The sequence below is a fragment of the Lysobacter sp. N42 genome (genome assembly GCF_004344885.1).
The window spans coordinates 348,716-369,162 of record NZ_SKFB01000003.1; the positions used below are offsets into that span (position 1 = coordinate 348,716).

Below are 20,447 nucleotides of genomic sequence, written 5' to 3' on the forward strand. Positions count from 1 at the left end.
ATAGCAATGACTAAGAGTCATATTACCGCTTCAACACAAAGCGGTAATATGCACCTAAGCCTAAGCCGCTAAGCAGTCCGCTTAAGTGCGCTTCATTAGCCATGTTAACCCACAACGCGTTGCTGTAACCGAGCACCAACCACAAAACCATGAAGAAGATAAGTGCAGGTGGAAGCCATAGTGGACCACCTCTTTTCGCACTCATGATCATGCAAAAACCTAAAAGACCGTATACTACGCCTGAAAGTCCGCCAAACAGTGGGCCGCTTACCGCAAATTGCACGAAGTTTGAAATAACAGCAGTAAGGAAAAACAACGTAATGAGTGTGCCTTTTCCTTGTGTTAGTTCAATTCGACCACCCAAGTACCACCACCAGAAAACATTAAAAATAAGATGTGTAGCGGAAAAGTGAAGGAACGCAGGAGTGACAAGCTTCCATGGCTGTTGCCAATTAAACTCTGTGGCGTTTGGAGGAGCAATAAGTAGACTTTGCGTTGTACTATCAAAAAATAAGAACTGTAAAGCAGCAACAGCTAACACGGCTATCGCAATAACAAAGGTCACAATTCCTGCTTGCGCTGCCATGTTGTGCCAAAGCAGTGCCAGGCCACTTTGAGATTTGCCACCTTGCTTGAATTGAAACTGATCAGGATTGTCGTGGAACTGAGCGATAAGCTCTAGGGCTTGCGCCTCGAATGCTGGCTGAAGAAGCCACAACACTACCTTACCTTGCTCTTCTGTAACGTGAACAGGAATGCGGTGTTGTAGTAACAACGCATACAGCTTTTTAATGTGAGTTTCGTCGCTAGACTGCGTTAGCTTTTTCACTCGCCCTTAACCATATCCTCTGGATATTGAGTTGCCCACGCTGTCATTCCACCGTCTAGGCTGTAAACCTCTTCAATGCCTTGTGCTGCAATAAACTGCGCCGCACCTTGGCTACTTACGCCATGGTAACAAGCAACAATGACTGCTTTGCCTTGGCATTCAGCAAGAAAGTCTTTGATATTGTCGTTGTTCAGTGAGTATGCCGATTCAACATGACCCATTGAAAAGCTGCGAGGATCGCGAATATCTGCAAGCACACAGTCACCCGAGCGAACTCGGGCGCGTGCGTCTTCCAATTGAATGTGCTGCATTTCACTCATATTAGGCTTCCCAATCTAAGATTACTTTTCCAGATTTGCCTGAAATCATGGTCTCAAACCCTTCCTCGTATTGGTCGACAGGGAAGTGGTGAGTAATCATTGGCGTTAGGTCTAACCCACTTTGAATTAATGAAGCCATTTTGTACCAAGTTTCAAACATTTCTCGGCCATAAATACCTTTAATAACCAATCCTTTGAAAATAACTTGGTTCCAATCTACCGCCATGTCTTCTGGTGGAATGCCGAGCATGGCAACTTTGCCGCCATGGTTCATTGCATTGAGCATTTGGCTGAACGCAACTGGAACGCCTGACATTTCTAAACCTACGTCGAAGCCTTCTTTCATACCCAGCTCGCTCATAACAACGTCCAGTGATTCCTTCGAAGTATTCACTGTGCGTGTAGCGCCCATTTTTGCGGCAAGCTCTAAACGGTAATCATTGATGTCGGTAATCACCACATGGCGCGCACCCACGTGCTTGGCTACAGCAGCAGCCATAATTCCAATTGGCCCTGCGCCGGTAATGAGTACGTCTTCACCCACAAGGTCAAAGCTTAATGCGGTGTGCACTGCGTTACCAAACGGGTCGAAAATAGACGCTAGGTCGTCAGTCACTTCGTCCGGTAATTTAAAAGCATTCTCTGCAGGAATAACTAAGTATTCAGCAAATGCGCCGGGACGGTTCACGCCAACACCGACTGTGTTACGACATAAATGACGGCGACCCGCACGGCAGTTCCGGCAATGACCACAAGTAATATGGCCTTCACCAGATACGCGGTCACCCAATTCGAAACCACGAACACCTTCGCCCATTGCTGCAACTTCGCCCACATATTCGTGACCCACGGTCATGCCTACTGGAACCGTTTTTTGCGACCACTCGTCCCATTTATAAATGTGTACGTCTGTGCCGCAAATTGCAGTTTTCTTAATTTTAATGAGTAGGTCGTTGTAACCATACTCAGGAACCTCGGCTTCGCTCATCCAAATGCCGGGTTCGGCTTTCAATTTTGCTAATACTTTCATTGTTAAAACCTCGGTTCTTAATACTGTTATTACTTAATAATATTGAGCTCACGACCTACACGAATAAACGCGTCTATAGTGCGGTCTAGCTGTTCTTTGGTGTGTGCTGCAGACATTTGTGTACGAATACGTGCTTGCCCTTTTGGAACAACAGGGAAGGAGAAGCCCACGACATAAATGCCTTCTTGCAACATCTTGTCGGCCATTTGCGCTGCCACTTTTGCATCACCAAGCATTACCGGAATGATGGCGTGATCAGCTCCGGCAAGTTCAAAGCCTGCTGCTGTCATTTTTTCGCGGAAGTAATTACTGTTCTCTTTTAGTTTTACGCGTAACTCGTCACCTTCACTCAGCATGTCGAGTACTTTCAAACTGGCAGTAACAATGGAAGGCGCAAGTGAATTAGAGAATAGGTAAGGTCTTGAACGTTGACGTAGCCATTCAACAACTTCCTTTTTAGCTGCAGTAAAACCACCTGATGCTCCACCTAAAGCTTTACCTAGTGTACCGGTAATAATATCTACCCGGTCCATTACGTCATGATATTCATGCGTACCGCGGCCCTTGTCACCTACGAATCCAACTGCATGAGAGTCGTCCACCATAACTAATGCATTGTATTTGTCGGCTAGGTCACAAATGCCTGGAAGGTTGGCAATAATGCCGTCCATTGAAAATACGCCATCGGTTGCAATTAATTTATGGCGAGCGCCGTCGGCTTCAGCTTGTTGTAGTTGTTTCTCTAGCTCTACAAGGTCGTTGTTTGCGTAACGGTAACGCTTTGCTTTACACAAGCGCACGCCGTCGATAATGCTAGCGTGGTTTAGCGCGTCACTAATAATGGCGTCTTCAGGGCCGAGTAATGTTTCGAACAAACCAGCGTTGGCGTCAAAGCACGAAGAGTAAAGAATGGTGTCTTCCATACCCAAGAAGTCACTAATTTTCTTTTCTAACTGCTGGTGAATGGTTTGAGTACCACAAATGAAGCGTACCGAAGCAACACCAAAACCGTATTCGTCTAAGCCTTTTTGTGCGGCTTTAATCAGTTCAGGGTGGTTGGCTAAACCTAGGTAGTTGTTTGCACAGAAGTTCAGAACTTTTTGACCATTCACTTCAATTTCAGAATACTGTGAAGAACTAATGGCTCTTTCGTTTTTATACAAACCATCTTCTTTCACTTCTTCAATTTGTTGACGTAGTTGATCGTAAAAAGCGCTTTTCATGCGTTGCTCCTAGCGGTTGCTGGAAAAAAATATGGGCTTATTTTACGCAGTTAGTGCGTGTTTCGCACGGAAAAACTGGTCTGCTGCCTAAAAACTGTTGTACAAACTGCATTACAGATGTTTCCAGCGTTAATGCGAAGTGGGCTAATCTTCGCTATTATTTCCGCTTCGCTATACACATTTAATAAAGGTAACTTTACCCATGTATACACGCGCAATTTATCCGGGCACGTTTGATCCTGTGACCAATGGGCACAGCGACCTCATTGAGCGAGCCTCGAAGTTGTTCAGCGACGTCATTGTTGCGGTAGCGGCAAACACTAGCAAAAAACCTCTGTTTTCGCTTGAAGAGCGTGTCGCATTAGTCGAAAAAACTACGCAGCATTTAGACAACGTTCGAGTTATCGGCTTTTCTGGTTTACTGGCAGACTTAGCCAGAGAGCAAGACGCTAAAGTGCTGGTGCGAGGGCTTCGCGCAGTTGCGGACTTTGAATATGAGTTCCAGTTGGCGAACATGAACCGACGCCTGAATTCGGAGCTAGAAAGCGTGTTTTTAACTCCTTCAGAAGAGAATTCGTTTATATCTTCAACCTTGGTAAAAGAAGTGGCTTTACATAAGGGTGAAGTGAATCAATTTGTGTCTGAACATGTGGCGAAAGCTTTAAAGTCAAAATTTAAGGGCTAAAGTCGGTAATTTTCGGGTAAATTGGGGGATTTTTCATCTATCTTTTTCAGCCCGAAAACGGTATCATGCGCGGCAAAATTTCATGTTACCGTTTTGAAATAAACTTACCATTTTGAAATAAATTGACCTGCAGGAGTCCATGGCATGGCCAAGGTGGATCTTAGCCAATATGGCATTACCAACGTCTCGGAAATAGTTTACAACCCTTCTTATGAGCTACTTTTCGAAGAAGAAACACGCCCTGAATTGGCTGGCTACGAAAAAGGCCAGGTAACCGAGAACGGAGCGGTTGCTGTAGATACCGGAATTTTCACAGGACGTTCACCGAAAGATAAATACATTGTTCGCGACGACACAACACGTGACACAGTGTGGTGGGCAGACCAAGGTAAGAACGATAACAAAGCGATTTCGCCAGAAGTTTGGGCTGACCTTAAAGGTGTAGTGACCAACCAGCTTTCAAATAAACGCCTTTTCGTAGTAGACGCATTCTGCGGTGCAAACGAAGACACGCGTTTAGCTGTGCGCTTTATTACAGAGGTTGCATGGCAAGCTCATTTCGTGAAGAACATGTTTATTCGTCCTTCAGACGAAGAACTCGAGGGTTTCACGCCAGACTTCGTAGTAATGAATGGTGCGAAGTGCATTAACCCGAACTGGCAAGAACAAGGTTTAAATTCAGAGAACTTTGTTGCATTCAACCTAACTGAGCGCATTCAGTTAATTGGTGGTACTTGGTACGGCGGTGAAATGAAGAAAGGTATGTTCTCTATGATGAACTACTTCTTGCCGTTGAAAGGTATTGCTTCTATGCACTGTTCTGCGAATGTGGGCAAAGAAGGCGACGTTGCTATTTTCTTTGGCTTGTCAGGTACAGGTAAAACTACGCTTTCAACTGACCCGAAACGTGAACTTATTGGTGACGATGAGCACGGTTGGGACGACGACGGTGTGTTTAATTTCGAAGGTGGTTGTTACGCGAAAACCATTAACCTTTCTGAAGAAGCTGAGCCTGATATTTTCCGTGCGATTCGCAGAGACGCATTGCTAGAAAACGTGTCTGTTGATGACAATGGTAAGGTTGACTACGACGACGGTTCTAAAACTGAGAATACGCGTGTTTCTTACCCTATTTACCACATCGACAACATTGTTAAGCCGGTGTCAAAAGCAGGCCACGCGAAGAAAGTTATTTTCTTAACTGCAGACGCGTTTGGAGTGCTACCTCCTGTTTCTAAGCTTTCTTTTGAACAAGCTAAATACCACTTCCTTTCTGGCTTCACAGCGAAGCTTGCGGGTACTGAGCGTGGTATTACTGAACCGACACCAACTTTCTCTTCTTGTTTTGGTGCTGCGTTCTTAAGCTTGCACCCAACTCAGTACGCAGAAGTTCTAGAAAAGCGTATGTCTGAAGCTGGCGCACAAGCTTATCTTGTGAACACAGGTTGGAACGGCACAGGTAAACGTATCTCTATCAAAGCTACGCGCGCTATTATCGACGCTATCCTAGACGGCTCGATTGAAGACGCTGAGTTTGTTGAACTGCCTTACTTCAACTTGGCTATGCCTACAGGCCTTGCTGGTGTTGAAGACGCAAGCATTCTAGACCCAAGAAAAACGTACCAAGATGCGAATGACTGGGACGTGAAGGCTCAAGACTTGGCTCGTCGTTTTGTTGCGAACTTTGAGAAGTTCACAGACACAGATGAAGGTCAGTCTTTGGTTGCGGCTGGTCCTCAGCTGTAAACAAAGCTTAAGTTAAAGAAAACCGTAGCGAGGAAACTCACTACGGTTTTTTTTGTGCCTGTTTTTCGTAGGGACCGCTGTACGTTCTCCATGGCAGTGGTTAAGCATACATCCTTGTGCTGGTGTGCGAAGCTTCAGGCTCAAATTAAATGGGGTCAGAGCACAAAGTGCTCTGACCCCGTAGGTGAAGTGCTCTGACCCCGTAGGTGATTGCGTACGGATGCGTGTTTAATATCATGGTTGGATGAGAGTCTATTCGGTACAATTAACTCTCATCTTCAAAAATGTCTTCGATGCGCATTTCGAATAGCCGTGCTGCTTTGAACGCCAGAGGTAAACTGGGGTCGAACTTTCCTTTTTCGATGGCATTGATAGTTTGTCGAGAAACATCTAATGCCTGCGCTAGGTCTGCCTGGGTCCAGTTCCGCTCAGCTCTGAGCACTTTTAGTTTGTTCTTCATTGATACTTCCTCGTGCCAATCAATAAGCTGATAACGTACGAAAGTCCCATCACCACTAAAATACTTGATGGATTCGGGTGGAAGTCGATTAATCGGATGCCTTCAAGTAGTCCGTAGACCGCACCAAATATCATGCTAACGCCCAAAGAAATGGCCATAGCGTTCATGTGAAGTTTGCGTTGTAACTCATCTAGGCCTTCTAGCATCATTTTATTGGCCATGATCATTTTGTAACCGCAAAAGAGGTTCACAACGATAACCGCAATGCTATAACCCACCGCAAAGTCCCAGACAAACTTTGGACCAAACGCCAGTAGCGCTAGAGATAAAACCCAGGCTAAGGTCCATGTGAAAATAACTTTATTTGATTTCTTATTACGCTCTGCAAGCGTGCTGCTCTGTGAATGTTGCATATCTCTATCCTCAATGAATGACTTACGTTAGTTAGGTTGCCGCGCTGCAATGAATGTCAAGTAACCTTGACTTTATTCATCTTAAGCCATATTTGATATAAGTCAAGTTTATTTTACATAAGGTCAGCTCTGCTTGTCTCTGGAGTGTAGGTGATGTGTTGCGCCCTTAGGCACCCGTTTTGCTATCGAGCGTTTCTTCACGTGAAGTAAGACAAACATAGATGAAGTTGGTAGAGTTGGTAGATAGCTTGATGCAAAGTGCTATAAATTCAGAGGGTAAGAAGTGAAGTACATATATTTCGTTTTGTTAACAGTAGTGCTCTGCTCCTGTAGTGACATTGTTTCGTCATATTATCCAACGTATGAAGATGCGAAAGAAGATGACCTGTTTGCTAGAGGTTGGCTTCCGAGTATATTACCGACCACCACAATAGACATTACGGTAAGAAATAATCTAGATACAAATACATCCAGCGGCGACTTTAAGTTGCTACCGAGAGATTTACTTCACTTTTTAAATGAACTCGAAAAAGTTGATGGCAATTCTTATAGTTACCAAGACTCTAACCGAGAGTACTTATGGAGATTTAATGTATCTGAATCGGGAGTGGTAAGTTTCATACTAACCAAAGGTTAAACTGAGGAGCGTCATAAATTGAACTCGCGAAGAATTTGTCGCGCGGCGGTGGAGAATAGATTGGAAATTAGTTTTGGTTTTAAGAGAATCGCTTTATGCATATTTTTTTATCTTCCTCTCGCTGTTGTAGCCCAGAATCATTGTGATTCGATGTCAGCGAATGAAGTTACAGTGTCAGAATATTGTGGGACAACTAATTCTGTTCAAGACTTAATTTCATGCTCAGAGAATGCGATAAGGAATGTTTCGGCAGTATATGCGTATCAGGTTTTGGAGCGCTGTACAGAGGATTCAGCAGACTGCCTGAAAAAGCAAGGACAGCTGGTATACGCATTACAACTAGAGCAATATTATGAATCAATGCTTTCTAAAGTCGAGCCGTACGTTACTGCAGGAGAACCCTGGGCATTATACCTGACAGCTCTCCTGAGTGCGCAGTTTGGTCGTTATGAAGAGGCTAAGCTCCTAATCGAGCCTTTCTTGGAATCTGGAGACTTAGATGCTGCTCTAAATACCTCTGAAATTCTGCGAATGGAGCAGAAATATCATCAAGCCTATTTAACTCTGAGTGAGGCTATGGCTGCATCCGAAAGTGGCGACACGAACGAGAGAGCAATCATGGCGTTGGGGCAATACTATCAATATGGATTAGGAGTTCAGACTAATTTAGAGCGAGCTTTAGAGCTCTATTCAAGCATAGATGGAGGAGATCTGTTTGGAAGCCTAGAGCACCTTATTAGTGGTGTATATTGGGAGTTGAATGATAGCGCCAATACTATTTCCTATTTGGAATCTAGCCTTCGTCGGGGGTTCGGTTTGTCAGCCCGATTTTTGGGAGATATTTATTTTGTAGGACAAAAAGACGTGGATCAGGATTACCGGGTTGCTGCCCAGTATTATAACGAAGCAGCGGCTAGAGGGTTGGAAGGGGCTATGTTCATGCAAGGTCTTGCTTTAATTCGGGCTGGAGAAGTAAGAAAAGGAAGGATTAGCGTTATTGCCGCAGGTATTATGGAGTCCGACCCAAAAGCTATTGAGATGCTCAATGAAAGTGATGTCGACTATCGTTCATTTACATGCCTTGTTGAAGAGGAAGCTCCTTATGGTAGAGACTTTCTAACGAATTGATTTGCTGAAAAAATAGTTTCGGTTCATAAGATGAGAAAAGGATTTTGGATTCATGACACAAAACAGTAGAACCAATATTTGGCTAATTTTTCTATTAATTGGAGACAACTACATTGTATTGAACTTTATAAATGCACCTAGGTTTCTATTCGAGCCAGATGAAGAACTTTGGTTTGTTGTGGCAAAAAGAGAACTCAGTTTTGCGGATAAAATAAGAGCGGAATTATTATTAAACTACGGAGCAGATTCATCTTTTGAAATAGCGAGAGAAACAGCTTTTGAAATTTCACTCAGGGAAAGAGGTTATGAGATGCTCACTTTGATGTCGGATTACGTTTCTGATGTCGAAAAACAGCACGCGTTGAGATTCGCCAAATCCGAGGGTGATGCTGAACTATTGATTTTTCTTCGTTTGAACTACGATTACTAACGCTTCCTAAGGCTTCATGATATGTTCGGTAATCTCTCAAATAATGTAATTGCGATATCGATTCTATTTTTCTTTATGCTCAACGCATGCGGAGCCCCGGCGCAATCTGCTCCATTAACAACAGAAACACAGGTGGTAGCATCGCAATTAATAGCTGCTTTGCGCTCCAAAGACAGGAGCGCTTTTGAGCAGCTATTTTCATCAGAAGACAACCTTCCTACCAATGCGGATTACAACTTTTATTTTGGATTAGAAGAGCCAAGTCGATTGAGGCGTTTCTTTTTAAATCCGAGCATTGATTATTCAATTTTCAATCAAGTAGATAACTCGGTGGTGATAGTCTACTTCCGTAGTGACTTAGTTGATAAACCTACCGTTTTAGACTGGGAGCTTATAGGAAGTCATTGGCTTGAGTTGTATGCAGCAACAGAAATCATAAAGAAGAACAATAGATGGAACTTTGACCAAACGCCTTTTTATCTCTTCAGACATGCACCGTGGGCTCACGATTACGGGTAGCTAAAGAGCCAAACAAGTACATTGTCCCCACAAACAAAAAGGGCTTTCCAATCGGAAAGCCCTTTGTTTTTAAACTGCGGCGTTCTTTAACTTTTAAAGACGCTCTGCGAAGTCCAACTCGTGTTCTGGCTGGCCTTCGTTTTGGTCAACAAGGTACCACTTCATCCAGCGCTCCATGCGGTAGGCGTAGTCAAGCTGCGCTGCTGCGCGGCGGTTGCCGTGACCTTCGCCTGGGTAAAGCACTAGGCGTACGGGTACGTTGCCGTGAACTTTCAAGTAGCGGTATAGCTCCATAGACTGACTTGGGTGTACGCGAGTGTCTTCTTCACCGTGCATAATCAGAATAGGCGTACGCGCTTGTTCTGCCCAGTAAATGGGGCTGCGCTCGAGATACCACTGCCACTTGTCCCATGGATAGCTGCGTGCGTGAACGAGGTGCATCTCGTTCGGAATGTCGGTGGTACCGAACTTTGAAAGGTTGTTGCTGATACCCACGAACATGACGCTTGCTGCGAAGTGTTCAGTTTGTTTAGTTGCGCCCCATGCAGAAGCGTAACCGCCGTAAGAACCGCCAGTAATACCTACACGGTCTTCGTCTGCTACACCAATTTCAACAAGGTGCTCTTTCGCGTCTACGATGTCGTCGAACTCTGCACCTGCGTAGTCGTTTTGACCTAGCATAGAGAACTCAACACCACGGCCTGTACTACCGCGGTAGTTCGGGAAGAAGGTCGCAAAGCCTTCTTGCGCCATGTACCAAGTTGGCGTGGAGTAGCGGTCGTTCCAACCGTTGCGAATGTGTGCTTCAGGACCACCGTGAATAGCCATAATTACAGGCACTTCACGACCTTCGCGGTAGTTGGTTGGGTAAACCAAAATACCTTCAAGCTCTAAACCGTCACGCGCAGTGTAAGTGATTACTTCTTGGCGTGGTTGTTCTGCGTCGTGAATCCAAGCGTTCGAGTCTGTTAAACGAGTAAGCTCTGAACCCGCTAACGTGAATGCTTCACGTGGGTGCGCAGGGCTATGGCCAAGTAAAGTAATTACACCTTCAGCGTCAATAGAACCTAGTGTAGTTGCAATGAGCTGACCACTTGGCAATAGCGTAGTTTGCTCATCACTTTCTACGTTGTGGCGAACTACAACAGTTTCTGTGTTCACATCTGCTAACCAAACAAGGTGGTTATTGTCGTGCCAAATGATGTCGCCAACGTGGCCTAGAAAGTTCGGTAATAACTCGGTGACGCTGCCATTTCTGAGGTTCGCCGTGTACAAGCGACCGTCTGCAGGGTCGTTGCGATCTTGCGAGCCAATAATAGCCAGACGTTGACCATTTGGTGAGAACGTTGCTGAACCTAGCTTACCTTCGGTATCAAAACGAACCTGTTCTTCACCTTCGCTATTAATCAGCACATAGCTGCTACGCATGTAGCTGTCGTCGATAAGCGTGGTTGGCGCTGCACGAACAAGAAGGTCTGTGCTACCCGGGCGGAACTGCACCGAGTAAACTTGTTCGTTAAATTCAACTTGGGTTACTTCTTCTGATTCTGTGTCGAACAAGAATGCGCGAGTAAAAGTAAATTCCTCTTCGTATACGCGAGCTCTGAAGCCTGCTTTTTCCAGTGCCTTGTCGTCTTCTGACTCTTCGCTTGCACGAAATGCAATGAAGTCGCCACTGTCACTCACGTCGAAGCTTGAGATTGAAGTGTCGTGTTCAAGTACCTTAACCGACTCACCACCATTTAAAGGAATGCTGTAAAGACTGGTGTTTTTATCGCCGTCACGCTTGGCTAGGTAAAGTACCTTGGTTTGGTCTGCATTGAAGGCAATTTGTCCAACACGCGTGTTGCCGGTCACAAATGGAACTTCAGTGCCGTCTGCGCGAAGCATAAACATTTCTACGTGAGAGCTGCCGTCTTCTTCGCTATATGGGTCGCGAGGGCGAACACGTGTGAAAATGGTAATTTCACCGTCGTCAGTAGTAATGGCTTGGTTCACGGATTGAGTGGTAACAATCTGCTCGAGCGTAATATTGTTAGCTTCACTGGTTCCGCACGCTAAAATGCTACTAAGCGTGAGAAGCGCGAGTGCTAACCATGCGCTGATTCGAGTCATGAGTAACTCCTTGTCGTTGGCTTTTTACAAAAGATTTTCAAGAAGGCTTATTTAACCTGTTTTTGCGTCAATCTTCTAGGGGGCTAAGGGTTGGTAGCCGAGGTTTCTTGCAAATTCGCCGCACCTCGGGCAATCATGCGGACCTGTTGGATGGTTTGTTCGGTGAGTTGCGCGCGCTCTTGAGCATTCATATCTAAGATGTCAGCCCCTGCGCTAAATACAACGCGAACAATTGCGTCACTTTGAATGCGCGCTAACTTGTCTTCCGTTTGACGCTCTGTTCGAAGGTAATCTGTTAGTTCTTTTTTGAAGTGATCAATTTCCCGTGCGATAGCTAACCTGAACTCTTTGGTCGTTCCTGCCTGTTCTTGCAGCATTAAACGGAAAATATTTTTATTGTTTGTGACATAGTCCATAAAAGTATGCACGGATATCTCGATAATGGAGCCGCCGTCTGCAATGCGTTGACGAGACTGGCGCAGTAATTGACGGAGCGCCAAGCCACCCTCGTCCACTAAAGTAAGGCCGAGTTCGTCCATATTCTGAAAATGGCGATAAAAACTTGTGGGTGCAATGCCGGCTTCTCGCGCAACTTCACGCAGGCTTAAGCTGGAAAAAGAGCTTTCCGGGCACAACTGATTTAGAGCTGCATGAATGAGGGCTCTACGAGTCTTTTCTTTTTGTTGCGCACGCACGCCAGCCATGGCTATTTCCTTATTGGGTAAGGGCTAAAGATTATCAGTGAACAAATGTAAGGTCAATTTACAAATCTTTCCTTGATCATTCGATAAAATATGTATAAATTCAGCGTACACTTGTTAGCTTAAAATGAATTTTATATGAAAAAACCACCTTTGCTATGGCTGAATATTCTTGTTTTCAGCATTACCTTTGCAGTTGCTGCAATAGGTACACCACTTTATATCTATTTTAACGGCTTGAGTAGCGCGTTAGTTATTACATTGATTGCTTTGTTTTCATGGGCCGGCTTGTCTATTACAGCTGGATACCATCGGTTATGGTCACATAAAACTTACGACGCACATCCTGTAGTGCGTTTTGTGTATGCGCTTGGTGGCGCGTTGGCGCTGCAAAACAGCGTATTGCATTGGGCTTCAGATCACCGTGAGCACCACAAGCACGTTGATCATTTAGATAACGACCCATATTCAATTTCGCGTGGATTTTGGTTTGCGCACATTGGCTGGATGCTTCGCGAGTATCAAGAGCAGCGTTATGAAGACTACTCGAACGTGAAAGACTTACAAAAAGATCCGATAGTAATGTGGCAACACAAGCACTATTTAACGCTTACCTTGCTCATGAATATTGGTTTGCCACTTCTGATTGGCCTTATGGTTGGTGAGGTGCTTGGTGCGCTAATCATTGGCGGGTTTTTAAGACTTGTTCTTAGTCACCACACCACATTCTTCATTAACTCTTTGGCGCATATGTGGGGGAAACGTCCGTACACAGAAAGAAACACAGCGCGCGACAATGGTATTTTAGCCCTACTTACCTTTGGTGAGGGTTACCACAACTTCCACCATATTTTTGCCGGTGATTACCGCAATGGTGTGCGTTGGTATCAGTACGACCCAAGTAAATGGTTGATTGGTTTGCTGTCATGGTTCGGGTTAGCGACTAATTTAAAGCGTGTGAACAAGTTTCAGATTGAAAAGGCCCGTTTAGACATGATGTGGCAACGCGCGCAGAACAAGAAAGCAGGCTTTGTTGAACGCTTTGAGCGTGAGTACCAACATCTTACTCAACAGTTGAAAGAGTTGAACGTGAAACGCAAAGCTTGGGCACAAGCCAAGAAAGAAGCGATAGAAGACATGGCTCAAGTGCGCGAACTTCGCGCTCAGTATAAATCGCTAAAACGTTCTTTTAGACAACAAAAACGCTTATTCCGCAGACAGTTACAAATTGCATTAGCTTAATTGTTGAAAGTATTGCGCGTGAACATTGAAAGCCCTCCTCGAGAGGGCTTTTCTTTACCCGCTGTTAACTTGTAAAAAGGGCTGTTTTGCGCAATAATTAAGCAATCAATAGGGGTTGGTTGTATGCAAATAAATAGTTCTCAGAATGCTGTGTTTACTTCTGCGTTGCAAGGTATGCAACAAAGCAGCGACCAAGTTGTGGATGCTAGCCAGCGTATTGCGAAAAGTGGTGCGATGGACGCTGAAGCCGCTGTTGATTTAATCGCGGGAGAAAAGTCTTACACGGCAAACGCGAAAGTATTAGCAACGCAAAGTGACATGGTTGGCACTTTGTTAAACATTAAAGCGTAAGGTTCTCGGTACTTTATATGGTCATGGCGGTTCCAGCATCAATTCCTTTCGTTCCTGCAAGTGTTGCGGGCCCGACGGATAGTGCCCGCCGAGACAACCAATTACGTGAAGTGATTACGCAAGTTTCCCAAAACGAGCAATTCAATCGTGAACGTGGTTTAGGTAGTAACCCTGAACGCGCACCTCTTCCTGGTTTACCCAGCTTCGCCAAACAACTTGCCGACGCTCGCCAAGGGGCAGAGCAAATAAAACGCCGCGCCGCCCGTGGTGAAGACGGTGAGATTGAAGAATCTTCGCAAGTAAAACGTGGTATTGGCGAGGACGACGCAGAGGTTCCAGATGAACAACGCGTGCTTGGCGAAGAAGAAAAGGGCGAAGGAAAGAACGAAGACGGACTGGGTGAAAAGTCTGAAGACGAGAAGAAAGTTGAAGAGCTAAAGCAGCGTGATGCAGAAGTTCGTCGCCATGAAGAAGCCCATGCCAATGTTGGTGGACAATATGCTGGCTCACCGACTTATGAATTCGAGAAAGGCCCAGACGGCACGAACTACGCTGTTGGTGGTGAAGTACAAATAGATGTTTCCGAAGTGCCGGGCGACCCTGCGGCCACGCTACAAAAAATGCAGATTGTTCGCCGCGCCGCATTAGCGCCTGAAGAGCCTTCGTCAGCAGACCGACAAGTGGCTGCCGATGCTTCGCGAAAAGAAGCGGAAGCAAGACAAGATTTAGCAGAGCAACGTCGTGAGGAAGCTTCACAGGCAGTTAACACGGCAAACAGTTCAGTCCGTTCTGCAGATCAGTTTTCCGACGATGAGCTTGACGCTTTAATAGAGCGTGGTTCGCGTATCGAGCAAGCCTATCAAGGTAGTTTCCGCCCAAGAGAAAGCGCGGTTCTAGCACAAGCCTAACTAGCCTACAGCGTTGCTTGTGTTAACCACGCAACTGCCGGCAACGACACCATTCCAATGAGTACCCCATAACCAATAATTGCTGCAACCAATCTTGGTTTAAGTCCTGCTGCAATGGCTAATGCTCCTGCAGTTATCATCGGCGGCATTGCGGCTTCTAACACCGCCACCTTTGCTGCAAGGTCGTTCGCTCCAATAAACTTAAATGTCATAAGCGCACATAGCGGTAGTACAAGCAGTTTGATGGTAAGAGCCAGCGCAAAGGGCACCATGTCGTGGCGAAGTACACGAAGCTTCAGTTGTAAGCCCACCGCTATCATGACCACGGGCACCAGCGTTTGTGCCAAAGACTCCAACAGTGGCTGTATGGCTCCAGGGTATTGTTCTTGACCCACAAGTAAGGCTGCTATCATGGCGAGCAACGGGGGAAATGTGAGTAGTTTTAAAGCTTGTTGTTTCTTGCTTGTGGGCTCATTGTTTTCTTGCTGAGACTGCTGGTAACGGCCGTACCTTGCGGCGATAACGCTAGAGAACAGAATGAGCGCCAGAAACGAACCTGCTTGGTCGTATAACACTGCATAAGGAAGCCCCGCCTCACCATACAATGCAGTAACCATTGGAAAGCCCATGAATGAGGTATTTCCAAGTGGCACTACGATAAGCATGGCGCCGGTAAGCTCTTTGCTCCACTTCAAAAGCCTGCTAAGCAAAAGCACAAGAGCCATAGCTAAACCAAACATCACCCAAGGCGTAAAAATTGGTGCCAGCACTGACTTATTTATTTGCAATGAAGGCAAATGAATAAGCACCATGGCGGGAACAGCAACATAAATCACGTACTGATTCAGCACTTGGCCACTATTTTCGGGTAACGACCGAGTGATTTGTAACAGCCACCCGATCAGTAAATACGCAACAATGAGTGTGAGGTTATCCATGCTCTATTTCTTTTTGGCGTTAGCAAAAGCAGCGGCGAAGGCGTTACCCATTGCGCTATTCCCTTTGTCTTCCTGTTTATTGCGGCCTTGGCTCGCCTGACTACGAGTTTTTCCAGTTGCTTTACCAGTTGCACCGCGGTCAGCGTTGTTAGAAGAGCCGTTGCTTACGGCTCCTGCCTGATCGTCCATCCGCATGGTTAAACTAATACGCTTACGTGGAAGGTCTACGTCGAGCACTTTCACTTTAACCACTTGCCCAGCTTTCACAACTTTATGTGGGTCGCTAACAAATTCGTGAGAAAGCGAAGAAATATGTACTAAGCCGTCTTGGTGTACACCGATGTCTACGAACGCACCGAAGTTAGTCACATTGGTCACTACACCTTCTAACTGCATATTCGGTTTCAGGTCTTCTAGCGTTTCTACACCTTCTTTGAATTCTGCGGTTTTGAATTCTGGACGCGGATCTCGGCCTGGCTTCTCTAGTTCTTTAAGAATGTCTGAAACAGTGGGCAAGCCGAAGTTATCGTCGGTGAAATCGTTAGGGTTCAGCCCACGTAAAAAGTCTGACTGACCGATAATTTCAGACAACGCTTTACCATTGTGCTCTGCTATCTTCTCAACAAGAGGATAAGCTTCTGGGTGAACTGATGAGGCGTCTAATGGCTGCGAGCCATTGGTTACACGCAAGAACCCCGCGGCTTGTTCAAATGCTTTGGGTCCCAGTCTACTCACCTCGAGTAGCGCTTTACGGTTGTCGAAAGCACCGTTTTGGTCGCGGTGTTGCACAATGTTCTGCGCCAAACTGCGATTAAGACCAGCGACACGAGCGAGCAACGGAACAGACGCCATATTCAAGTCTACGCCAACCGCGTTAACACAGTCTTCCACTACGGCATCTAGGCTAGTTGCCAATAAAGACTGGCTCACGTCGTGCTGGTATTGGCCTACACCAATCGATTTCGGTTCAATTTTCACGAGTTCTGCTAGTGGATCTTGTAAGCGACGAGCAATAGACACCGCACCCCGGTATGAAACGTCGAGGTCTGGGAATTCCTGTGCGGCTAATTCAGACGCGGAATAAACAGATGCGCCGGCTTCACTCACCATGACCTTTTGCATTTTTAACTCGGGTAGCGCTTTAACCAGCTCCCCGGCAAGCTTGTCGGTTTCTCGTGAAGCAGTACCGTTACCTATCGCAATTAACTCTACTTTATGTTGCTTGCACAGAGCCGCTAGCGAGCGTAATGACTTGTCCCATTGGTTTTGTGGTGCATGAGGGAATGTTGTGGTTTGCCCTACAAGTTTTCCGGTTTGATCAACTACAGTCGCTTTAACACCCGTTCTTAATCCGGGGTCTAAACCTAATGTGGTTTTCTGACCGGCTGGCGCTGCCATAAGAAGGTCTTTTAAGTTTTTCGCAAATACTTTTATAGCGTCTTCTTCGGCTGCGTCTCTTAACTGACCTAATAAGTCAGTTTCCATACGCGGAAGAATTTTTACACGCCATGTCCACTGCACGGCCTGAAGGCGCCAAGCAGATAGGCCTCCAGAAGCGGCTTCTACATTAAAATGCTGTGCAATTTTTTCTTCATACGCGCTGCGTTGGCCTTCTTCTGCATGAGGCTCTGGTTGAAGTTTCAGTTGTAGTACGCCTTCGTTCCTGCCGCGCAGCATGGCTAATGTGCGGTGTGAAGGAACCTTTTTAATCGGTTCTGCATACTCAAAATAGTCACGGAACTTCGCGCCTTCAGACTCTTTACCCGGCATCATTTGGCTGGTGATATCCGCTTGTTGCCATAGAGACTGGCGAATTTCTTTCAGTAACTGAGCGTCTTCAGAGAAACGTTCCATAACGATGAAGCGCGCACCTTCAAGCACCGCCTTAGTGTCTTCAAACCCGGCTTCAGCGTTTATAAATTCTGCTGCTAGCGCTTCTGGGTCTGCGTTGTTATCGGTAAGAAGCTGGTCTGCTAGTGGCTCGATACCCGCCTCAATGGCAATTTGTCCCTTGGTACGGCGTTTCGGTTTATAGGGTAAGTAGAGATCTTCAAGCTCGGTTTTCGAGGTGCAGTTTTGGATAGAGTTAGAAAGCTCTGGGGTAAGTTTTTCTTGCTCTTGAATGCTTTTTAAAATAACTGCTTTACGTTCACTAAGCTCACGTAAATAGGTAAGGCGAGTGGCTAGGTTACGTAGTTGGGTGTCGTCTAATCCGCCGGTCACTTCTTTTCGATAACGAGCGATGAAAGGAACCGTGGAGCCTTCGTCGATAAGTTGTACGGTTGCTGAAACTTGTTGAGTTTTAACATTCAGTTCGGAGGCAATCTGTTCAAGAATTTGAGCGTGTTCGGCGGTAGCTAAAGCCATAAAAATGAGAATTCCTAAATATACGAGTGCAAAAGCGCAGCACTCGTGTCATTGAATTTATAAAACCGTATTACTTCAATAGTAAAAAGGCGCAGAATGGTCCGCGCCAGAAAATTCAATATTACCGCAGAAGCTTTGCTGCGTCATGCTTGATAGCTGTTAAACGTCTGCAGAAGGGCGTGATTTCATCGCATCAAACCAACGTTGCAAGTGGGTTTGTTCATCTTTAATACGAACGTCTACAACACGAGCAAATTCAACGGTACAAAATGCGTTAATGTCGGCTACGGTGAAACGGTTAGCGGCAATCCATTCATTGTCTGCTAAGTGTTTGTTTAGCTTATGAAAGAACTTCTCCACGTCATTCTTGCAGTTCAGGCCCCAGCTCTCGTTGGGCTCCATACGGTCTTTGAAGTAGCCGCTTAGGTGCTGAAAAGCCATGCCAGTAGGTAAGAAAAAGTAAAATTCAATCCAGCGGGTCCATTTTTCTATTTCCGCTTTTTCTTTGGGTGTTTCACCCATTAAATTCATAGTTTCCGGATGGCTTTCTTCTACAAAACGGCAAATAGCCATGGTTTCAGGAATGCACGTTCCGTCGTCTAGCTCTAAAACCGGAACCTTTTTCATAGGATTCTTGGTGATAAATTCAGGCGTTAGGTTTTCGCCTTTTTGCAGATCGAGTTCCACACGCTCAACTTGGTCTAGCAGCCCTTTCTCAGCCATAAACATGCGAACGCGACGCGGGTTGGGCGCAATGGCCATTTCGTATAATTTCATTTTCTGAACTACCTTTTTGTGTCAGTGGTAGCACTCAGTTTGCACGTTCATAAGACAAAACGCTATGGCTGAAATTGACTATACTCAAGTGGAAACTGACATTGGAATGAAGATTATGCTCAAACTTTCTATGTATTGTGCTCTCGTGATTTTTCTAGTGCTGTCTTCTAACCTTTCGTACGCACAGCAGAGATGCTCTGGCTCAGAGTATCAGCAGTTTGATTTTTGGGTAGGGGAATGGAATGTGTATAACACCGCGGGTGACAAAGTCGGTATAAATGCGATTACAAAAACTTTTGACGGTTGTGCATTACACGAACAATATCAGAACATGAGGGATTACCGAGGAGCCAGCTACAATATCTATGACGCGACTCGTGAAGTGTGGCACCAAACCTGGGTTGACAATGGTGGTTTGCTGCTTGTCCTAGAAGGTGGAGTAATTGATGGTAAAATGGTGTTGTCGGGAGAAACTCAGAACACAGACGGCAAAGTTCTAAAACAACGTATTTCCTGGGAACTACTTAACGACGGTCGCGTGCGACAGTTATGGGAAACGCGTCAGCAGGATGAAGACTGGACGGTTGCTTTCGATGGCTATTATGAGAGACAGCCTTAGCTTCTTTAGGTTTTGTCGTAACGAATTTGGGTAACAAACCACTCTTTTTTACCTGATGGGGTTGTGACGTAAAACTCGTCATCGACTTCTTTTTTAAGCAGCGCGCGAGCCATCGGAGAGTCGATTGAAATATAGTCGTTGCGACCGTAAATTTCATCGGGCCCCACGATCCGAAAGGTTTTTTGCACACCGTCAATATCTTCTATTTCAACCCAAGCACCAAAAAATACCTTTCCTTCTTGTTGTGGCGAGTAGGCGACAACTTTAAGAACTTCAAGGCGTTTACGTAGAAAGCGAACACGACTGTCAATTTGTCTGAGTAGGCGCTTGTTTTCTTTGTAATCGGCGTTTTCACTGCGGTCGCCTAAGCTTGCAGCCCAAGCCACCTTTTTTGTGATTTCAGGCCGGTATTCTCGCCACAAATGGTCGAGTTCCTTCTCTAGCTTTTTAAAACCTTCTGCGGTAATTAGATTTGTTTTCACGGTCGACCTTTGTGTGTAATGCGCTGAGAGCAGGAAAGATACTTAGCTTTGCGCTTCATCGCAAGAGGCGGCTTATAAGCGATGTAATCACTAACTTTTTATCGCGAAAAATCAGTTTTTTACCGAATAAGATAATCTCAAAGCGGTTAATTTGTGTACTTAAACTATACTTAAAGTGTAGTCATCTTTTGATGGCGTAAATTATGAGTGAGGAGGTACACAATGAAGAAACTCATGATTATAGGTGTTGTCGCGCTCATGTCTGTTGGGTGTGCAAGTACGAACTCAAGCAGCGCGTTCGCGAAGAAATACGAAGTGGACTGGGACGAGGTTGCAGTGATTGAAGCTGCTAACCGAAACGGAGCTTCTCCGTCTAGAGTCATTTGGGTGAATCCACCGATGAAGCGGGTTCAAGACGACTCTGACGCGTCACCTCAACCGCAACAATAGTAATAACCGGTAACAATTTACAGCAGGGTTTGCCAACGTTTTCATTGGCAACCCGCTGTCCTACCTCTAAACTGTGT

Annotated in this window: 22 protein-coding genes; 10 read left to right on the forward strand and 12 right to left on the reverse strand. The window is 45.6% G+C overall.

The window, feature by feature from the left end:
* Positions 1–22: 22 nt before the first annotated feature.
* From EYQ95_RS09160 to EYQ95_RS09175, 4 genes are read right to left on the reverse strand one after another with little or no spacing between them, the layout of a single operon-like run.
* Positions 23–829 (reverse strand): rhomboid family intramembrane serine protease, encoded by an 807-nt coding sequence (locus tag EYQ95_RS09160; RefSeq protein WP_111915346.1) that lies wholly within the window; start codon positions 827–829, stop codon positions 23–25.
* Positions 826–1,149 carry a thiosulfate sulfurtransferase GlpE gene (glpE, locus tag EYQ95_RS09165; RefSeq protein ID WP_111915345.1) on the reverse strand — a complete coding sequence of 108 codons (324 nt, stop codon included), beginning with the start codon at positions 1,147–1,149 and terminating at the stop codon, positions 826–828. The genes EYQ95_RS09160 and glpE overlap by 4 nt, the downstream gene beginning before the upstream one ends.
* A 1-nt stretch (position 1,150) precedes the next feature.
* Positions 1,151–2,179 (reverse strand): L-threonine 3-dehydrogenase, encoded by a 1,029-nt coding sequence (gene tdh, locus EYQ95_RS09170; RefSeq protein WP_111915344.1) that lies wholly within the window; start codon positions 2,177–2,179, stop codon positions 1,151–1,153.
* A gap of 29 nt (positions 2,180–2,208) precedes the next feature.
* The gene (locus tag EYQ95_RS09175; RefSeq protein ID WP_111915343.1) at positions 2,209–3,402 is read right to left on the reverse strand and encodes a glycine C-acetyltransferase; all 1,194 of its coding nucleotides are present in this window, start codon (positions 3,400–3,402) and stop codon (positions 2,209–2,211) included.
* Between the two features lie 202 nt (positions 3,403–3,604).
* Between EYQ95_RS09175 and coaD the strand changes: the two genes are divergently transcribed.
* Together coaD and pckA are read left to right on the forward strand one after the other, a co-directional pair.
* Positions 3,605–4,087 carry a pantetheine-phosphate adenylyltransferase gene (gene coaD, locus EYQ95_RS09180; RefSeq protein WP_111915342.1) on the forward strand — a complete coding sequence of 161 codons (483 nt, stop codon included), beginning with the start codon at positions 3,605–3,607 and terminating at the stop codon, positions 4,085–4,087.
* 144 nt (positions 4,088–4,231) lie between these two features.
* Positions 4,232–5,833, forward strand: coding sequence for a phosphoenolpyruvate carboxykinase (ATP) (gene pckA / locus EYQ95_RS09185; RefSeq protein WP_111915341.1), 1,602 nt, complete (start codon positions 4,232–4,234; stop codon positions 5,831–5,833).
* Positions 5,834–6,098: 265 nt separating this feature from the next.
* On the opposite strand, the gene EYQ95_RS09190 is transcribed toward pckA, so the two are convergent.
* On the reverse strand, positions 6,099–6,293 hold the full coding sequence (locus tag EYQ95_RS09190) for a helix-turn-helix transcriptional regulator (RefSeq protein ID WP_111915340.1): 195 nt from the start codon (positions 6,291–6,293) through the stop codon (positions 6,099–6,101).
* Complete coding sequence (locus tag EYQ95_RS09195; protein ID WP_165831966.1) at positions 6,290–6,706, reverse strand: hypothetical protein; 417 nt, start codon at positions 6,704–6,706, stop codon at positions 6,290–6,292. The genes EYQ95_RS09190 and EYQ95_RS09195 overlap by 4 nt, the downstream gene beginning before the upstream one ends.
* A gap of 697 nt (positions 6,707–7,403) precedes the next feature.
* On the opposite strand from EYQ95_RS09195, the gene EYQ95_RS09200 reads away from it, so the two are divergent.
* Genes EYQ95_RS09200 through EYQ95_RS09210 form a run of 3 tightly spaced genes read left to right on the forward strand, consistent with a single transcriptional unit; the run spans position 7,404 to position 9,420 of the window.
* Complete coding sequence (locus EYQ95_RS09200) at positions 7,404–8,471, forward strand: tetratricopeptide repeat protein (protein ID WP_111915339.1); 1,068 nt, start codon at positions 7,404–7,406, stop codon at positions 8,469–8,471.
* Between the two features lie 52 nt (positions 8,472–8,523).
* Complete coding sequence (locus EYQ95_RS09205; RefSeq protein WP_111915338.1) at positions 8,524–8,901, forward strand: hypothetical protein; 378 nt, start codon at positions 8,524–8,526, stop codon at positions 8,899–8,901.
* A 21-nt stretch (positions 8,902–8,922) separates the two neighbouring features.
* Complete coding sequence (locus tag EYQ95_RS09210; protein ID WP_111915337.1) at positions 8,923–9,420, forward strand: hypothetical protein; 498 nt, start codon at positions 8,923–8,925, stop codon at positions 9,418–9,420.
* A gap of 93 nt (positions 9,421–9,513) precedes the next feature.
* Here the strand turns inward: EYQ95_RS09210 and EYQ95_RS09215 are convergent, their stop codons facing one another.
* The gene (locus tag EYQ95_RS09215; protein WP_111915336.1) at positions 9,514–11,535 is read right to left on the reverse strand and encodes a S9 family peptidase; all 2,022 of its coding nucleotides are present in this window, start codon (positions 11,533–11,535) and stop codon (positions 9,514–9,516) included.
* A gap of 83 nt (positions 11,536–11,618) precedes the next feature.
* Positions 11,619–12,239 carry an HTH-type transcriptional repressor FabR gene (fabR, locus tag EYQ95_RS09220; RefSeq protein ID WP_111915335.1) on the reverse strand — a complete coding sequence of 207 codons (621 nt, stop codon included), beginning with the start codon at positions 12,237–12,239 and terminating at the stop codon, positions 11,619–11,621.
* 135 nt (positions 12,240–12,374) lie between these two features.
* On the opposite strand from fabR, the gene EYQ95_RS09225 reads away from it, so the two are divergent.
* The 3 genes from EYQ95_RS09225 (at position 12,375) to EYQ95_RS09235 (ending at position 14,737) form a co-directional block, all read left to right on the forward strand.
* Positions 12,375–13,478, forward strand: a complete 1,104-nt coding sequence (locus EYQ95_RS09225; protein WP_111915334.1) for a fatty acid desaturase — start codon at positions 12,375–12,377, stop codon at positions 13,476–13,478.
* 123 nt (positions 13,479–13,601) lie between these two features.
* Positions 13,602–13,829, forward strand: coding sequence for a flagellar basal body rod C-terminal domain-containing protein (locus EYQ95_RS09230; protein ID WP_111915333.1), 228 nt, complete (start codon positions 13,602–13,604; stop codon positions 13,827–13,829).
* A 17-nt stretch (positions 13,830–13,846) separates the two neighbouring features.
* On the forward strand, positions 13,847–14,737 hold the full coding sequence (locus EYQ95_RS09235; protein ID WP_111915332.1) for a putative metalloprotease CJM1_0395 family protein: 891 nt from the start codon (positions 13,847–13,849) through the stop codon (positions 14,735–14,737).
* Between the two features lie 5 nt (positions 14,738–14,742).
* Here EYQ95_RS09235 and EYQ95_RS09240 read toward each other — a convergent pair whose 3' ends face one another.
* The 3 genes from EYQ95_RS09240 to EYQ95_RS09250 form a co-directional block, all read right to left on the reverse strand.
* A complete protein-coding gene (locus EYQ95_RS09240) occupies positions 14,743–15,675 on the reverse strand; it encodes an AEC family transporter (protein WP_111915331.1) in 933 nt (310 codons plus the stop codon).
* Between the two features lie 3 nt (positions 15,676–15,678).
* Positions 15,679–18,042, reverse strand: a complete 2,364-nt coding sequence (locus tag EYQ95_RS09245; protein ID WP_111915330.1) for a Tex family protein — start codon at positions 18,040–18,042, stop codon at positions 15,679–15,681.
* Positions 18,043–18,201: 159 nt separating this feature from the next.
* A complete protein-coding gene (locus EYQ95_RS09250) occupies positions 18,202–18,819 on the reverse strand; it encodes a glutathione S-transferase family protein (RefSeq protein WP_111915329.1) in 618 nt (205 codons plus the stop codon).
* Positions 18,820–18,883: 64 nt separating this feature from the next.
* On the opposite strand from EYQ95_RS09250, the gene EYQ95_RS09255 reads away from it, so the two are divergent.
* A complete protein-coding gene (locus tag EYQ95_RS09255; protein WP_111915328.1) occupies positions 18,884–19,438 on the forward strand; it encodes a hypothetical protein in 555 nt (184 codons plus the stop codon).
* Between the two features lie 5 nt (positions 19,439–19,443).
* On the opposite strand, the gene greB is transcribed toward EYQ95_RS09255, so the two are convergent.
* Complete coding sequence (greB, locus tag EYQ95_RS09260) at positions 19,444–19,920, reverse strand: transcription elongation factor GreB (RefSeq protein ID WP_111915327.1); 477 nt, start codon at positions 19,918–19,920, stop codon at positions 19,444–19,446.
* 222 nt (positions 19,921–20,142) lie between these two features.
* Between greB and EYQ95_RS09265 the strand changes: the two genes are divergently transcribed.
* The gene (locus EYQ95_RS09265; protein WP_111915326.1) at positions 20,143–20,370 is read left to right on the forward strand and encodes a hypothetical protein; all 228 of its coding nucleotides are present in this window, start codon (positions 20,143–20,145) and stop codon (positions 20,368–20,370) included.
* Positions 20,371–20,447 lie beyond the last annotated feature (77 nt).

Bases quoted from the DNA above. Each gene is read 5' to 3' on its own strand.
- glpE (WP_111915345.1), bottom strand. From the start codon at position 1,149: ATGAGTGAAATGCAGCACATTCAATTGGAAGACGCACGCGCCCGAGTT.
- tdh (WP_111915344.1), bottom strand. From the start codon at position 2,179: ATGAAAGTATTAGCAAAATTGAAAGCCGAACCCGGCATTTGGATGAGC.
- EYQ95_RS09175 (WP_111915343.1), bottom strand. From the start codon at position 3,402: ATGAAAAGCGCTTTTTACGATCAACTACGTCAACAAATTGAAGAAGTG.
- coaD (WP_111915342.1), top strand. From the start codon at position 3,605: ATGTATACACGCGCAATTTATCCGGGCACGTTTGATCCTGTGACCAAT.
- pckA (WP_111915341.1), top strand. From the start codon at position 4,232: ATGGCCAAGGTGGATCTTAGCCAATATGGCATTACCAACGTCTCGGAA.
- EYQ95_RS09190 (WP_111915340.1), bottom strand. From the start codon at position 6,293: ATGAAGAACAAACTAAAAGTGCTCAGAGCTGAGCGGAACTGGACCCAG.
- EYQ95_RS09195 (WP_165831966.1), bottom strand. From the start codon at position 6,706: ATGCAACATTCACAGAGCAGCACGCTTGCAGAGCGTAATAAGAAATCA.
- EYQ95_RS09205 (WP_111915338.1), top strand. From the start codon at position 8,524: ATGACACAAAACAGTAGAACCAATATTTGGCTAATTTTTCTATTAATT.
- EYQ95_RS09210 (WP_111915337.1), top strand. From the start codon at position 8,923: ATGTTCGGTAATCTCTCAAATAATGTAATTGCGATATCGATTCTATTT.
- EYQ95_RS09215 (WP_111915336.1), bottom strand. From the start codon at position 11,535: ATGACTCGAATCAGCGCATGGTTAGCACTCGCGCTTCTCACGCTTAGT.
- fabR (WP_111915335.1), bottom strand. From the start codon at position 12,239: ATGGCTGGCGTGCGTGCGCAACAAAAAGAAAAGACTCGTAGAGCCCTC.
- EYQ95_RS09225 (WP_111915334.1), top strand. From the start codon at position 12,375: ATGAAAAAACCACCTTTGCTATGGCTGAATATTCTTGTTTTCAGCATT.
- EYQ95_RS09230 (WP_111915333.1), top strand. From the start codon at position 13,602: ATGCAAATAAATAGTTCTCAGAATGCTGTGTTTACTTCTGCGTTGCAA.
- EYQ95_RS09235 (WP_111915332.1), top strand. From the start codon at position 13,847: ATGGTCATGGCGGTTCCAGCATCAATTCCTTTCGTTCCTGCAAGTGTT.
- EYQ95_RS09240 (WP_111915331.1), bottom strand. From the start codon at position 15,675: ATGGATAACCTCACACTCATTGTTGCGTATTTACTGATCGGGTGGCTG.
- EYQ95_RS09245 (WP_111915330.1), bottom strand. From the start codon at position 18,042: ATGGCTTTAGCTACCGCCGAACACGCTCAAATTCTTGAACAGATTGCC.
- EYQ95_RS09250 (WP_111915329.1), bottom strand. From the start codon at position 18,819: ATGAAATTATACGAAATGGCCATTGCGCCCAACCCGCGTCGCGTTCGC.
- EYQ95_RS09255 (WP_111915328.1), top strand. From the start codon at position 18,884: ATGGCTGAAATTGACTATACTCAAGTGGAAACTGACATTGGAATGAAG.
- EYQ95_RS09265 (WP_111915326.1), top strand. From the start codon at position 20,143: ATGAAGAAACTCATGATTATAGGTGTTGTCGCGCTCATGTCTGTTGGG.